General features: G+C 67.3%; 12 protein-coding genes and 2 pseudogenes. 7 read left to right on the top strand and 7 right to left on the bottom strand.

Annotation, left to right across the window (positions count from 1 at the left end):
* Nucleotides 1–314: 314 nt before the first annotated feature.
* The 3 genes from ACFV1W_RS29520 to ACFV1W_RS29510 are packed head-to-tail and all read left to right on the top strand — an operon-like array spanning nucleotide 315 to nucleotide 4,356.
* Nucleotides 315–2,459 (top strand): helix-turn-helix domain-containing protein, encoded by a 2,145-nt coding sequence (locus ACFV1W_RS29520; protein WP_380420297.1) that lies wholly within the window; start codon nucleotides 315–317, stop codon nucleotides 2,457–2,459.
* Nucleotides 2,456–3,460 (top strand): hypothetical protein, encoded by a 1,005-nt coding sequence (locus ACFV1W_RS29515; protein ID WP_380420296.1) that lies wholly within the window; start codon nucleotides 2,456–2,458, stop codon nucleotides 3,458–3,460. Before ACFV1W_RS29520 ends, ACFV1W_RS29515 begins: the two co-directional genes overlap by 4 nt.
* Nucleotides 3,457–4,356, top strand: coding sequence for a DUF6339 family protein (locus ACFV1W_RS29510; protein ID WP_380420295.1), 900 nt, complete (start codon nucleotides 3,457–3,459; stop codon nucleotides 4,354–4,356). The genes ACFV1W_RS29515 and ACFV1W_RS29510 overlap by 4 nt, the downstream gene beginning before the upstream one ends.
* Here the strand turns inward: ACFV1W_RS29510 and ACFV1W_RS29505 are convergent.
* From ACFV1W_RS29505 to ACFV1W_RS29495, 3 genes are all read right to left on the bottom strand, one after another.
* A complete protein-coding gene (locus ACFV1W_RS29505; protein ID WP_380420294.1) occupies nucleotides 4,284–5,648 on the bottom strand; it encodes a DNA cytosine methyltransferase in 1,365 nt (454 codons plus the stop codon). The genes ACFV1W_RS29510 and ACFV1W_RS29505 overlap by 73 nt on opposite strands.
* Nucleotides 5,649–5,844: 196 nt before the next feature.
* Nucleotides 5,845–6,225 (bottom strand): very short patch repair endonuclease, encoded by a 381-nt coding sequence (locus tag ACFV1W_RS29500; RefSeq protein WP_380420293.1) that lies wholly within the window; start codon nucleotides 6,223–6,225, stop codon nucleotides 5,845–5,847.
* The gene (locus ACFV1W_RS29495) at nucleotides 6,203–6,556 is read right to left on the bottom strand and encodes a hypothetical protein (RefSeq protein ID WP_380420292.1); all 354 of its coding nucleotides are present in this window, start codon (nucleotides 6,554–6,556) and stop codon (nucleotides 6,203–6,205) included. The genes ACFV1W_RS29500 and ACFV1W_RS29495 overlap by 23 nt, the downstream gene beginning before the upstream one ends.
* A 467-nt stretch (nucleotides 6,557–7,023) precedes the next feature.
* Between ACFV1W_RS29495 and ACFV1W_RS29490 the strand changes: the two genes are divergently transcribed.
* The 4 genes and pseudogenes from ACFV1W_RS29490 to ACFV1W_RS29475 all read left to right on the top strand — a co-directional run bounded on the left by ACFV1W_RS29490 (nucleotide 7,024) and on the right by ACFV1W_RS29475 (nucleotide 9,868).
* Nucleotides 7,024–7,254 (top strand): hypothetical protein, encoded by a 231-nt coding sequence (locus ACFV1W_RS29490; RefSeq protein ID WP_380420304.1) that lies wholly within the window; start codon nucleotides 7,024–7,026, stop codon nucleotides 7,252–7,254.
* A 278-nt stretch (nucleotides 7,255–7,532) separates the two neighbouring features.
* Nucleotides 7,533–7,940, top strand: a complete 408-nt coding sequence (locus tag ACFV1W_RS29485; protein ID WP_380420291.1) for a hypothetical protein — start codon at nucleotides 7,533–7,535, stop codon at nucleotides 7,938–7,940.
* Nucleotides 7,941–8,109: 169 nt separating this feature from the next.
* A pseudogene (locus ACFV1W_RS29480) lies at nucleotides 8,110–8,550 on the top strand (transposase); the annotation flags it as partial.
* A 961-nt stretch (nucleotides 8,551–9,511) separates the two neighbouring features.
* On the top strand, nucleotides 9,512–9,868 hold the full coding sequence (locus tag ACFV1W_RS29475; protein WP_380420303.1) for a transposase: 357 nt from the start codon (nucleotides 9,512–9,514) through the stop codon (nucleotides 9,866–9,868).
* On the opposite strand, the gene ACFV1W_RS29470 is transcribed toward ACFV1W_RS29475, so the two are convergent.
* The 4 genes and pseudogenes from ACFV1W_RS29470 to ACFV1W_RS29455 all read right to left on the bottom strand — a co-directional run bounded on the left by ACFV1W_RS29470 (nucleotide 9,836) and on the right by ACFV1W_RS29455 (nucleotide 13,339).
* Complete coding sequence (locus ACFV1W_RS29470; RefSeq protein ID WP_380420290.1) at nucleotides 9,836–10,024, bottom strand: IS3 family transposase; 189 nt, start codon at nucleotides 10,022–10,024, stop codon at nucleotides 9,836–9,838. The genes ACFV1W_RS29475 and ACFV1W_RS29470 overlap by 33 nt on opposite strands.
* A 64-nt stretch (nucleotides 10,025–10,088) precedes the next feature.
* Nucleotides 10,089–11,237, bottom strand: a pseudogene (locus tag ACFV1W_RS29465) (IS30 family transposase).
* Between the two features lie 164 nt (nucleotides 11,238–11,401).
* On the bottom strand, nucleotides 11,402–12,016 hold the full coding sequence (locus ACFV1W_RS29460; RefSeq protein ID WP_380420302.1) for an IS3 family transposase: 615 nt from the start codon (nucleotides 12,014–12,016) through the stop codon (nucleotides 11,402–11,404).
* 126 nt (nucleotides 12,017–12,142) lie between these two features.
* Nucleotides 12,143–13,339, bottom strand: a complete 1,197-nt coding sequence (locus tag ACFV1W_RS29455; RefSeq protein ID WP_380420289.1) for an ISL3 family transposase — start codon at nucleotides 13,337–13,339, stop codon at nucleotides 12,143–12,145.
* Nucleotides 13,340–13,356 lie beyond the last annotated feature (17 nt).

Genomic DNA, 13,356 nt, shown 5'->3' with positions numbered 1-13,356 from the left:
AAGAGACATGGCTGTGCCGCAGGAAGGTTATTCCGGTTGTCGCCGGAGGAGCTGACGGGTAGTCAACCACGGTTCCCAGTCGGCATGCAAGCGGCACACCCTTGCCGACCTCGCCCGTGAAAGCGTCGGACTTTCAGGAAATCTCGGGCGAAAGCGGGCGGAATCTCAGGTTCCAGTTTTGACTGTGCCTCACACTGTTTCCGGGCGGTCGTCCCTGCGGTCAAAGATTTTTTGACAAGTGATCACGATGTCAACAGCTGTGCAGTAGTGTGGCTCTCACCTCGTTGAACAAGGTATGTGGAAGCAGGTGGGACGTGAAGGCGGCTGAGGACTTCGGCCCCTGGTTGGCGCGCCAGCTCAGGAACGCAGGGATGAGCCAGACCGAACTCGCGGAGGAACTGGGCATGACCCGTGCCGCCGTCTCGGCCTGGATCGTCGGCCGTTCCGAGCCGCGGGACGACACCCTCCGGCGCATCGCAGAGTTGCTCAACACCGACCTGGAGACCATCCACACCCGCAGCGTCGACGCCCAAGTGGGGCTGCCCGTCTCCTGGTACCACCGGCCGGCCCACGCCGACGGTGGGCGTGAGTACGGCAACGCCGCCGCGTTCGCCTTCGAAGCCGATGTCTCGGTCCTCGCCCGCGAGGCCACGCAGAACAGCCTCGACGCACGCCTCGACCCCGCCGAGCCCGTCCGGGTCCGCTTCACGCTGCACGAACTCAGAGGCGAGGCTCTGGCCCGCTTCCGCGAAGCGATCGACTGGGAGTACCTGCTCCCGCACTACGAGGCGCTCACCGGCGAGAGTGGGAAACAGGGCAAGGTCTCCCGCACGATTGCGGCCGGACTGCGTGACATGTATCAGCACGATCGCTTGGTGCTGCTGCGCATCGACGATTACAACGCCACCGGCCTGACCGGCGACGATTACGACAACGGGCTCTTCGCCGCCGTCGTCCGTCGACAGTTGGACAGCAACAAGAAGGATTCGGGGGCAGGCGGCTCCTACGGCCTGGGCAAGGCTACGCTGTGGGCCACCAGCCGCCTCGGCCTGGTGCTGATCAATTCCACCCTGTCCGAGCCTCACGAAGGTCGCACCGAGCGCCGACTCATCGGCCGGTTGGACCTCCCTTGGCGCGAGGTCGACGGCCGGCAATTCGCCGGCCCCGCCTGGTTCGGCCGTCCCGACCCGGCCACCAAATCCGCGGATGTGGTCCGCTCCTGGTGGGCCGACGAGGAGACCGTCGAGAAGCTCCACCTCTCCCGCGAGAGCGCGGCTCCTGGCACCTCCTTCCTCATTGTCGGCGCACATGACGTCGCCAGTCTGGGGCCCGTCAACGGCACCCTGGACGAGGAAGAGACCAGTGAGGACGAGTACTCCGTCCATCGCATGCACGCCCGGCTCGTCGAGGCGCTCGGCCGCAACTTCTGGGCCGCGATGACCGGTGGCGGCGACCACAAGCCGCACCTGGAGGCGTCCGTCCGCACCCTTCGCAACGGCGAGGTCCTCATCGACGAGGAACGTGTGGATCCGGCGGTCGCCCAGCCCTCCCGTACCCGCGCCCTGCGCGCCTTCCTGACAGGCGAGACCGTCGACCGCCTCACTGCACCCGGGCAGGTCGCTCGCGCCACCGTTCCACTCAATGTGCCGCTCCGCGGTGGCCAGTTGCGCGGTGGCGTGCCACACGAGGCCGTGCTCCTGGTCACCCATGCCGAGGACGCCGACGGCCTCCCCAACCGACTGGTCTCCATGCGGGGCAACCGCATGACCGTCAAGGACAGCGCCGTCGCCAACGTCCCGATCGGCACCAACCCCTTCCAGGCCATCCTTCTCACCGGCCGCGCAGCGGGGCCGGACGCCCCCGGCGCGGAGGCCGCCGAGGAGTTCCTCCGCGCCTCCGAGCCGCCCGAGCACAACAAGTGGGGCCAGACCGAGGAGCTCAGCCTGACTTACTCGCCGTCCGCCTACCGACGCATCGCAGCCCTGACCACTGCTGCGAACAGTGCCGTGCGTGACCTGGTCGCGGTGCCCCGGACCAAGCGCCGCAGCGGTGGAGAAGCAAAGATCGCCAGCCGGCTCAAGGTGGGTGGGGGCACGAAAAAGGCACGTCCTGCCGCAACGGCCGTCCTACCCGAGCTGGACAATGTGGACGCGCTGATCGACGAGACCGGAGCCTGGTCGGTGACGGTCGACCTACGGGTATCGCCCGGCGTCGACACGGACCGTCCAGTCACGCCGGTTGCAAAGTTCGACGTGCGTTCCGGCCCTCGACCCGCCGCACCCTGGAAAGACCTCATCGCCGTCAGTGGCTGCGAGGTCGTCGACGGGTCCCTGCACCTGCTTCCCGGCAGCCGTAAGGCCGTCTTCCGGGGCGTCACCGACGTGTCCCGCCATCCGGTCCGGGCCCAACTCACCGGACTCGTCGTCGAACTCCGCCTCGGAAAGGGGGAGCAGGCATGAAGGTCTACCCGTACCGGCGGCTAACCGGCAACATCTCCTGGCGCGTCGAGAGCGCCCAGCTCAAGTCCGAGGGCGAGCCCTGGGAGGACGTGGAGAGCAAGTACCTCTCCACCGTCGAACGCGTCGTCGCCCTCGGGCCCGACGAGGACCGCCCCGACTGGACCCAGGCCCGACTCCGCCTCTCCGCCAGCCTCCCGGCCAAGGCAGTCGACTCCGGAGGACCCTGGCAACATGTCAAGGCCGTCGCCGTCCTCACCGAGCGTGCCACCAACACCCGCACGGCCGTCGAGTTGTCCCCGGTCTCCAACGACGGCCGCGAACGGTCCGCCGAGTTGTACCTCCACCGCTCCGACCTTCTCGATCGCGCCTCCTTGGCCGTGCACGTCGTCGCCACAGTGGACGGAATCCCCGGCCGGGTGATCGCCACATCAGACGCAGAGTGGTTTGTCGACGTCATTGAGGCAGCACCCTCGCTCGCTCGGGAACTCGAAGTCAAACTGGTCGGCTTCAGCTCCGGGGCAAGCCGGCTCCAGCGCTTCAAGGACTCCCCTTGGCTGGTCGACACCACTGGACGGATCCCCGTCGTACGGGTCAACACCGACTTCGACGGGCTGGGCGACTTGCTCGGCGCCGATGGGGGAACCGGCGCGGAGAAGACGGTCCGGGAACTCCTCCTCGCCCAGATTTGCTCCGAGGTCTGGACCGCCGTCTTCCATTCCGCGGTCGGTGACCTCGAGGTCGAGGAGGATGGCACCCCGTTGTTCCCTCATGGATGGCAGGGCGAGGTGCTCAGGGACATGCTCCCCGACATCTATCCGGATCGTGAGCCGGAACATGCCCTGCGCGAGGTCCACGCGGCTCGCACCGGAGCCTCCGCCAACGGGTGGGGAGATCTCCAGACCCGAATCCACTTTGCCGCTTCGCGGCGTGCCGGCGTCCCCCGGACGCTTTCCACCACAATTCGAGACCTGGAACGCCTCTCGCAGGGGGAAGACGCATGACCGGCCGGCCCAGCCACTTCCCGGAGCGCCTGGCGCTGCTCCCCAACGCGGAGGCTTCGGAATTCCTCACCGAGGGATTGCTAACCGGCCGCGAGGACGTACCGAGCATCAAGCTCAACCAGGTCACGGAACCATTGCCGCACACCGACCGGCGCGGCGATCTGCAGCCCATCCGGGACCTGGCCGAGGACGCCATGGCCTACTGCCAGAACAGCGGTCTCAAGGCCACCCAGGCCGACGCCTGGCTCGCTCCTCGCCTGCACGCCGCTCTCCGGCTCACCCGCCGCGAGGCGGCCGACCCCGGCCTCTGGAACTACCTCGCGCTCGGGGTCGCTCCGGACTACGTTGTCTGGCGGCATCTGCCAGAACCCAAGGACGGCAAGGTCGCCAAGGTGGCGGCCGACCGTCTCCGCGGGCAGTACCACAAGCAGGCTTTCGCACGCCTCTGGTGGGCGGCCGAGCTCTTCCGCGACGGCTCGGACTATGGCCCTGTCGTCATGGCCTGTGGCAACCAGGACATCCTCAACACCGCCCTGCGCGCATCCGTCATCAACCACCGACCCACCGCCCAGGCGATCGTCCGGCTGGTCGAAAACGAAGTGGTCACCACAGGCCGTGAGGTCAACGCCCTGGTCGGAGCCGTCAACGCCTCGGCCGCGACGCTGATGTACGACGTGATCGCCCCCGACAGCGAGCGCGAGTTCCGTCCGCTGGTCGACTGGATTGACGAGGCCGAGACCGCCCGTCAGGTGTCACGGAATGCACTCCCCGTTGGCCCCAATGAGGCACCAGCTCCTCAGATCTCCGTCGAAACTCTGGCGGCCTACTTCGCCGACCTCTTCGCGGACGCGCCTGTCCGGGGCCGGGACGCGGAGGAGGCCGAGACGGGGGAATGACCGTTGGGCCTCGGACAGTTGGGACCACAATCGTCCGGGGCCCCGCAGCCCACCTTGCGGAGAGTAGCGCGATCCTCGTCGCTGACCGCGGGCCAGTTCTCCCGCAGCTTTTCCTCCGCTGGGAGTGGCAGAGACAGCGCCGCCGCCAGCACGTGCATGCCGAACAACGGGGGAACGGCATTGCCCACCTGCTGCGACCGATCGCCTCCCGACCAAGGGTAGTTGGGCGGGAAGGTCTGGAGAATTCCGGCCTCGGAGATGGTCAGGCGGTCGGGATCGTGCGGGGTACCGTCCTGGTATCGAACAGCGTTGCGTGAGACCTTTCCCGTAACGGTGAACGACGGCTGTACATCTGTACGGACGCCACGCTTCTTCGGATCGCCGCCACTGCCGTAGTTCGACACGATCTCGAACGGAGTCTCCCTGCCTTCAGGCCTCTGCTCCGTCAGCGCAAGCACCTCCCCCATCGAGACCCACGGCCTGGGAGGCGCCACGGCTCCTCCCACCTGCAACGTGGTCTGAGCGGCCTGCGCCACCACCTGCTCGTCTTCGGGACCGCCTTGCTTCGGATTGTGCGGCTTGTAGGTGTGGTGCGTGGGGGCGGGCAGCGGAGGAGTGCCGTGCTCGTCGAGTCGTGCGATCAGGATCGTACGGCGACGGGTTTGCGGGACGCCGTACGCTTCGGTGTGAAGAGTCTTGACCTCGGCAACCTTGTACCGCACCCTCGTCCCGTCCTCGCGGAGCAGGCCCGTCTCCAAGGCGTCCTTGTAGACCTTCCATAGCGCCTTGACCGCAGGCACCTGCTCCAAGACGATCACGTCGAACGGTCGCCCGTTCCGGTTCGGGCAGCTGAGGGCCTTGATTGCGTAACGGAGCGGTTCCAGGACCAGAGCGGTTCTGGGATCGCCGCCCAGTTTCTCCAACTGTTCGTCGATCTCCTGCTCGCTGGCACCAGCGACCATCCGATGAATGAGCTTCTCGACCTTGTCCAAGGCCTTGCGCCCCGCGCCGTTGCCAGCCACCGAATACGTCTGGCACGGCGGGCCGCCAGCCAACACGTTCAGCTCCTCGGGCAGCTCATGGAACCGCTCCCGTCGAACCGCGCTGACGTCCGCATGCCACGTCTGGAGCCCGGCCTTGTAACGCGTCTCACAGGCGTCCTTGTCCCACTCGATCCCGAGTGAGATCACGTCGAGCACGTGCGCGGCAACGTCAAGACCACCCGGACCGGCGAAAAGGTCCAAAATGTACGGATTCTCAAGGAATGGAGCGGCTGCGCCCGAGCTGGTCATGTGGCGAGAGTGTAGCCGGCGGCGGTCGATGCGACCTAGTCAGCCACTGATCCCGCTGCGCTCCTCCCGGCACTTCGCTCATCGGCGACGGGGAAGGCGTGGTCATCTGCCATTGGCGTTTCGTCGCTCCGACGGGGCACAGTGGCACAGCCCGAGAAGAGCCGCCGCCGAGGACCACTGGCAAGCCTCAATCCGGCTATGCCGGCCGTCGTCCGCGAACCAAGGTAGCGATCCGTTCGGCGGCCTCGGCGGCGGTCTCATGCTCCCAGACGCGGATGGATACCCAACCTGCCTCGGCGAGGCGGGCATCTGTGTCGCAGTCCCGGGCACGGTTCTTTTCGATCTTCTCCCGCCAGAACACAGCGTTGTTCTTGGGCCATGTCGCGTGTTGGGGGCACCCGTGCCAGAAGCAACCGTCGACGAAGACCGCGACGCGAGCCGGGCCGAAGAGGATGTCGGCCTCGCGGCGCACGTCCTTGAGCGGTCTGCGGTGAACGCGGTAGCGGAGTCCGGCGGCGTGCAGGGCTCTGCGGAGAGCGATCTCGATGTCCGTGTCACGGCTGCGCTGGTTGCTCATCCGAGCGCGGATCTTCGAAGTGGTCTCCAGAGCGGGCATGGTCCCATTCTGGCGCGAAGTATCCGGCTCTGGCGCTGTGGGCCACGGCCGGACACTCTCTCTGACCCATGGCTCCACCGCGACCGTGGCACCGGCTGCGCGCAGCCCTCTCCTCGATCCCTTCGAAGAGCAGGACCGGGGGTGTGTCGGTCACGGTCTGCTTCGCGTGCCACAGGCCGCCGCCTGTTACTTCGCGGAACGTCTTCGCGACCTCCAACGGGCTGGAGCCGGCGTCGAGGAGCACCACGTTGTGGGGGATGTCGTCGCAGACGAGCGTGAAGTAGGCGGTCATGTGTGCCGTTCCTCGGGCTGTTAGCGGCGCACGCAGCGGAAGTCCGTCACCGCCTCGCCTCCACGTGAGGCTGCGGCCGGAACTCGTGCACTACCTCGATGCGGCCGACGATGTGCCGGGTATCGGCAGGTCGGCGAGGTCGGAGTGAAGTCCCGGGCAGGGAGTACGTCGGCCGCGGCGGCTGCTGGCCGCGTGACATCGATGGTCTGTCCGTGGAAGCCGGCGTAGGCGCCCGGGCTGAGCCATTGAGACTCCGCCGACCGCCTACGGTCAGTGGACGCCCGTTGGCGCTGACGCCAAAGGTTTTCCGCGATGCTCGGATGACTCGGGTGCTCCATCGATAGAGTGCTTCCATAAGCCAGCGGATGGAGCCGAACCCGGGAACCATGGATAGTCTCAACCTTGGAAGCCTCACAGACTTTGATTTCGAACTTCTCTGCAAGGACCTGTTCGAGGCTTAACTCGGACTGAGGTTCGAGGTGTTCTCGATGGGAGCGGACGGCGGAATCGACTTACGCCATCAATCAGCCGATCGAGACTTGATCATCATCCAATGCAAGCATTGGATGAAAAGTGGGCGAGCGAAGCTGATCTCCGTATGGGCCGATCTGAGCTACCTAAGATCACTAAAATGCGGCCGGATCGATATATTCTGGCGACAACGACCGAGATGGCTCCCTCCGCCAAAGATTCCTTAGTATCCAGGCTTCGCCCATATGTAAAGTCCACGGGCGATATCTTTGGCTTGGAAGAGATCGCGGCTCTGATTCGCAACAGGCCTGATCTGCGCGGGCGGCAGCTCGGCGTACTCGGCGCTGTTCATCAACGCCAGGACCGCATCTCGCTCTTCGGCCGTCAGGGCCGACGGCTGGACCTGCGGGGACCTGGGTCGGCGCATGGGGGTCGGCCGCATTCTGCGGTAGTGGGTGGCCCGGGAGCGGCCGGTCAGCCAGCACGCGGCCGTGGTGCCCAGCTCGTGTTCGACGCCCGTGAACGCCTCGTCCACGACGGGATCGGCGGCGTGCCTCAGTCCGCGCTCTCGGAGATCATTTCCAAGAGCGCCGACGCTTTTCCCAGGACCTCCAGCGCGGCCTTGTTCCGGGCGAGCTCTTTCTCCAGCCGTTCCACCTGCCGGCGCAGCTTCTCGTTCTCGACCTCGGCGGCGGACTACTTCGGACGGGCCGGGCTCGTGCGCCGGTCGACCAGGTTCTCCAATGCCCCGGCATCGCGCGCGGCCCGCCACTCGGTGACGTGGGAGTGGTACAGGCGCTCGCGGCGCAGGACCGCACCCTTCTCGCCCTCGGGCGCGGCGTCGTACTCGGCGACGATCCGCAGCTTGTACTCGGGGCTGAACGTGCTGCGCTTCGGCCGGGGAGACGGTTGAGCTCCCCCGCTGCGCGGGAGGCGTTGATTACCTGGTCAGGGCGGGTGTGGGTGGTTCGACAGCCACCAGTTCGGCCGTCGCTTGGTCGGCGTAGTACTTCGCCTCGTACTCGTCGGGGCTGAGCCAGCCGAGCCGTTTTTGGATACGGCGGGTGTTGTACCAACCGTCGATGACCCCGTTGCCCAATTGGGTGAATCGGCACGATCTTGCGAACGCATGGGGTCTGCTGGGAGGAGCCTTCGAGCCGGCGGCCTGCTTCTGGACGGTCGTCGACCGGTCGAAGGACGGGGGTAGCGGGGTGTCGAGGACATCGGGTTCGGGTCGGGAAGTCCCCGAGGCGATGCGGATGGTTGCTTGCGCGGCATTTCCCAAGGGGTGTCTGGCGATGCGGGTCCGGAACTCGCTCGGCCCGTTGTTCGACGACGAGGTCTTCAGATCCGCCTTCGGTGTTCGTGGCCGGCCTGGGGTCTCGCCCGGGCAACTGGCGTTTGTGTGCGTGCTGCAGTTTGCCGAGAACCTGACCGACCGCCAGGCCGCGCACGCGGTGCGGGCCAGGATCGACTGGAAGTACTTACTGGGCCTCGAACTCGCCGATCCCGGCTTCGACTTCACCGTGCTGACTGGGTTCCGGGACAGGCTCGTGGCTCACGGCCTGGAGGAGAAGGTACTCGATCTCCTGCTGGAACGGCTCGTCGAGCTGGAACTGGTCGCTGCCGGAGGTCGGCAGCGAACCGACTCCACCCATGTCATTGCCGCGGGGAGGAACTTGAACCGCCTCGAATTCGTGGGCGAGACGCTACGGGCGGCGCTGGAGGCGATTGCCGTCTCGGCACCGGGGTGGCTCGCCTCGTGGATGGACCCCTCATGGCAGGAACGCTACGGGGCCAGGGTCGACTCCTACCGCCTGCCGAGCGAGGAGAAGAAGCGAGTTCAGCTCACCCAGCGCATCGCTACCGACGGATACCTCCTGGTCGAGGCTGTCACCTCTCCTTCGGCTCCGGGCTGGCTGCGGGAGATCCCTGCCATCACCACCTTGCGGACCGTGTGGCTGCAACAGTTCAAGCGCACGGTGATCGATGGAGTGCAGGAGGTGGCTTGGCGGGAGAAGGATGATCTCCCGCCAAGCAGGATGCGGATTACCTCGCCCTACGACCCGGATTCTCGCAACGCAGTGAAGCGCGGATCGGCCTGGGACGGCTACAAAGTCCACTTCAGCGAGACCTGCGATGCCCCTGACTCCGGCAGGCCACACATGATCACCCATGTGGTCACCACGGATGCCACCGCCGGAGACTCGGCGGCTGTCGAGCATATCCACGACTGCCTCAACAGCAAGGGTCTGTTGCCCTCCGAGCACCTCATGGACGCTGGCTACATCTCCGCCGAGCTTCTGCTCACCGCCCCGGTCCACCACCGGGTCCGCGTCATCGGCCCGGTCAGGCCCAACACGACACGCCAGACGGTGCAGGCAGTCGGCTTCGGCAAGGCGTCTTTCGCTATCAACTGGGCTGATATGAAGGCCATGACCATAATCAGCGGCCCGCGATCCGGATCCGCTTCGCCACCGAGACATGCGCTCCTTGTCCGGTGCGCGACCAGAGTGCACCAGTTCCACGCTCTGCGGGCGCCAGTTGACGGTCCGCCCACAGGAACAGGACGCCATCCTCGAACGTGTCCGGGCGGAGCAGGCCACCGACGAGTGGAAAGCCCGGTACGCGGTCCGCGCGGGCGTGGAAGGCACAATCCACCAGGCCATCGCCGCCACCGGCGCCCGCCGGACCCGCTACATCGGCCTGCCGAAGACACACCTCGCGCACGTCTTCACGGCCACAGCCATCAACCTCATCCGTCTGGATGCCTGGTGGAACGACAAGCCTTCTGCTCGCACGCGAACGTCACACCTCGCAGCCCTTGACCTCGCCGCATAACACAATTGGGCAACGGGGTCCGTCGATGTAGGCGAACAGGGCCAGGTCGGCGTCAGTGCGGGTCGCAAAGGCGGTCCGACGCACGCACTCGGTCTTCAACACGCTCCAGAAGTTCTCCGCCAGGGCATTGTCGAACGAGTCGCCGATGGTGCCCATGATCGCCTCAATTCCGGCTTTGAGAAAACGAGTTGTGAGCTTAATGGACGTAAATTGCTTGGGTTCACGGAGTCGTCGCAACACCGCTTGCCTGGAGCGAGGGAGTTCATCGTCGAGGGCTTCCGTCGGGGTTCGCCAGCCGAGTGTCTTGCGGGGCCTGTTGTTGAGTGTTCGGGCGATGGCTTCGAGTTCTTTCGAACTCCAGCGGGACAGGTCGGTGCCCTTCGGGAAGAACTGACGAAGCAGCCCGTTCGTGTTCTCGTTGGCCATGCCGGTGTCGGCCTTCAACTGGGTGTGCTGAGCCAGCTCCTTGCCTCGGTCCCAGGTCAGGCTCCGGCGCAGTTGCCGGGGAGCTCGGTCATCCGTGCCGTGAGGGCCTTCCTCATCGCTTCGGCGCCGTAACACCCAGTGCCGGGCCGTTCTTGGTCCGCGGCTCGACCCCATAGCCCTCCAGCCGCGGCAGGTGGACCAAGACCGTGAACCTGGTCGTGCGTTCCACGAGCGTGCCGATCGCGGACCGGTTCGTCCCGATGATGAGGTCGCCCTCCCAGTGACCCGGGACCTCCCGCGTCTCGACCTCGGCGAGCCGCTCGCTGATCACCACCTCGGGCGTGACGTGACCGCTGGGGCGGCGGCGCGAGCGTGCGCGTGGGACGCGCAGAGCTCGCCCGGTCCGCAGGCAGGCGACATGCTCGCGCTCCAGCCCGCCGCGGCTGCGAATGTAGAGGGCCTGGTAGATCGCCTCGTGCGAGATCCGCATCGTCTCGTCGGGATGGTCGAGCGGCAGCCGGTTGGCTATCTGCTCCGGACTCCACGCCTTTGCCCAGCGCCGGTCCTGCCGGTGCGGCTTGTTCCGTCCCTTCCACTCCACCACGGGGCCGGCCACCGGCGTCCCGTCAGGAGCCTGGACCCGCCCGGCCAGGCGCTCTCGCACGTACTCACGCAGCCGCTCGTCGGCTGCCAGCTTCGAGGTCTTGGGGCGCCGTGCCGCCAACTCGGCCTTCCACTGCGCGATCGAAGCCCGGTAGTCGAGCTGGGCGCCCCGGGTCGCAGTGTTGCGGCGAAGCTCCCGCGAGACCGTCGACGGTGACCGGCCCAGCTGCCGGGCGATCTCCCTGACGCCGGCCTTCTGGGCCTCCAGCAGGGCGATCTCCTCGCGCTCGGCGAAGGACAGGTAGCGGCCCGAAGGCGGACTGAGCTCGATCGATGACATCCCACCACGATCGCGGAACCACCGCGAACCGACCGGCCCGGACACCCCGCACGCGACCGCAGCGTCCTCGCTGGTCAGCCCCTCGGCGATCTTCACCCAGAACGCACGCTCCACATCCCGGCGGATCGGCGGCCTGCCCGGCGACCGCATCGCCGGCCGACCCGTCATCTTCGTCGTCCAACCCGCGACCCGACCCATCCCCACACCTCCGTGATCAACGAGGTGTTGCGACGATCAGTTGAATCCGCCTTGACACCCGTGGTCGCTGTGATGATCAGCTTGCCCGGTTCGATGGGTCGGCCGTGCAGGGCGTATTCCAGGACCGTGAGGACGAGGTCGGCGTCGGCGCGCTCCGAGGTGTTCCAGCCCACGATCCGGCGGGAGAAGGCGTCGCGGATCGTGGCCAGCCACCATGGGCCCTCGCCGGTGGGGATCAGCGAGATGTCGGGGACCCACAGCCGGTTCGGGGTGTCGGCGGTGAAGTCGCGCTGGACCAGGTCCGGGGCGACGTCGGCTGCCGGGTCGCGGCGGGTGAAGGAGCGGGGCCGGCGCGGGCTGACGCCCTGCAGTCCGGCCTGGCGCATCAGGCGCTCGACCCGCTTGCGGCCCACGTGGGTGCCCTCGCGCCGCAGGACGGGGTGGACGCGCGGGGAGCCGTAGGTTTCGTCGGAGTCGGCGTGGATGCGGCGGATGTGCTCGGTCAGCTCGGCGTCGTGGCGCTTGCGCTCGCACGGCTCGACGGCCTCGCGGCGCCAGCGGTAGTAGGTGGAGGCGGGGATTGTGCAGTTCCCGGAGGACGGGCTCGGCCCCGAAGCGGTCCTGGCGCTCGTCGATGAGCTTCAGTACCGTCGCCGGGTCGGGTCGAGCTCCTGGGCGAAAAAAGGCTCTCCTGCTTGATGTGTGGGTCAGGCTGCTGAGGGTTGGCGTCCGGGGAGGATGGGGCGGGGGCCTGCGAGGGTCAGCATGACGAGGGCGATGACGGCGTCGGCGGAGTGGAAGCCGAAGCCGCGCCGGATGATCAGGCGGGTCTTCGTGTTGGTGGACTCGATTAGCCCGTTGGACAGGCCGGTGATCAGCGCGGAGCGGATGGCGTCGTAGTGGCGCACGATCGTGCGCTGGAGGTCGACGAAGGCGGGGATGCGGCAGCGGCGGGCCCAGCCGATCCATGTGTCCAGGGCCTTGAGGGCGGCGGTGGGGCGGTGCTTGGCCAGGGCGAAGACGGCCCGCAGGGCTTCCTTCAGCCGCCAGGCGCGGTGCAGGCGTGGGTCGGTGGCGGCGATCCAGGCCAGCTTGGCCGCCTGGCGGTCGGTCAGGTCCTCGGCGTTCTTCCACAGCGCGAAGCGGGAATCCTTCAGTGACCGGGCCGTCTCCCGGTCGCCGAGTTCGCGGCGGGCCCGGTTCCACGAGGCCCGGCGCTCGGTGTTCAGCGCCTCGGTGGCCCAGGCCACCACGTGAAAGGGGTCCATCACCCGCAGCGCGCGCGGTGCCCGATCGGCGATGACCTGGGTGTTCCAGCCGGCGCCGTCGGCACTGATGTGGGTCAGCCGTGGGGCCCGGACCTCGCCGAGTTCGTCGAAGAACCGGGTGAGGACGTCGGTTCCGTGGCCGTCGGCCATCCAGACCACCCGGGCGGTGTCGTGGTCGACCACGACGGTCATGTAGCGCTGGCCCTTGCGGTAGGAGATCTCGTCGATTCCGATCCGGGTGAGCCCCGCCAGCCGGTCGGTGCCCCGGTCGCGGTCGGCGGTGTAGCGCTCGACGATCCGGCCGACCGTGCGCCAGGTGCAGCGCAACAGTTCGGCCGCGGCGCTCTTGGAGCACTCGGCGGCCATCCACGCGACCTGCTGGTCGAAGGCCAGGGTGTGCCCGGCGTCGTGCCGGGGGCAGGCGACACGCGGCGCGTCGGCCTCCAGGAACACCCGCACCGTCCCGTGGTCCAGGTCGCGCCACCGGCGCCGACCGCGTCCCCGGTCGTACCACGGAGCCGGGCGCCGGCACAGCCCGCACCGCCCACGCCGTCGCGCGTCAGGCCGTACCGACACGATCACACACTGTTCCGATTCGTCCCAGCGGACACCCTCGACCACGGTCTTTTCGACCATCAGGGTGCGCTTCCATA

The sequence above is a fragment of the Kitasatospora sp. NPDC059648 genome, from assembly GCF_042734825.1.
Lineage (GTDB): Bacteria > Actinomycetota > Actinomycetes > Streptomycetales > Streptomycetaceae > Kitasatospora.
This window is presented reverse-complemented; position numbering and strand designations above follow the sequence as displayed.

Coding starts and splice junctions, on each gene's coding strand:
- ACFV1W_RS29515 (WP_380420296.1), top strand. CDS start 2,456: ATGAAGGTCTACCCGTACCGGCGGCTAACCGGCAACATCTCCTGGCGC.
- ACFV1W_RS29510 (WP_380420295.1), top strand. CDS start 3,457: ATGACCGGCCGGCCCAGCCACTTCCCGGAGCGCCTGGCGCTGCTCCCC.
- ACFV1W_RS29505 (WP_380420294.1), bottom strand. CDS start 5,648: ATGACCAGCTCGGGCGCAGCCGCTCCATTCCTTGAGAATCCGTACATT.
- ACFV1W_RS29500 (WP_380420293.1), bottom strand. CDS start 6,225: ATGAGCAACCAGCGCAGCCGTGACACGGACATCGAGATCGCTCTCCGC.
- ACFV1W_RS29495 (WP_380420292.1), bottom strand. CDS start 6,556: ATGACCGCCTACTTCACGCTCGTCTGCGACGACATCCCCCACAACGTG.
- ACFV1W_RS29475 (WP_380420303.1), top strand. CDS start 9,512: ATGCGCTCCTTGTCCGGTGCGCGACCAGAGTGCACCAGTTCCACGCTC.
- ACFV1W_RS29470 (WP_380420290.1), bottom strand. CDS start 10,024: ATGGGCACCATCGGCGACTCGTTCGACAATGCCCTGGCGGAGAACTTC.
- ACFV1W_RS29455 (WP_380420289.1), bottom strand. CDS start 13,339: ATGGTCGAAAAGACCGTGGTCGAGGGTGTCCGCTGGGACGAATCGGAA.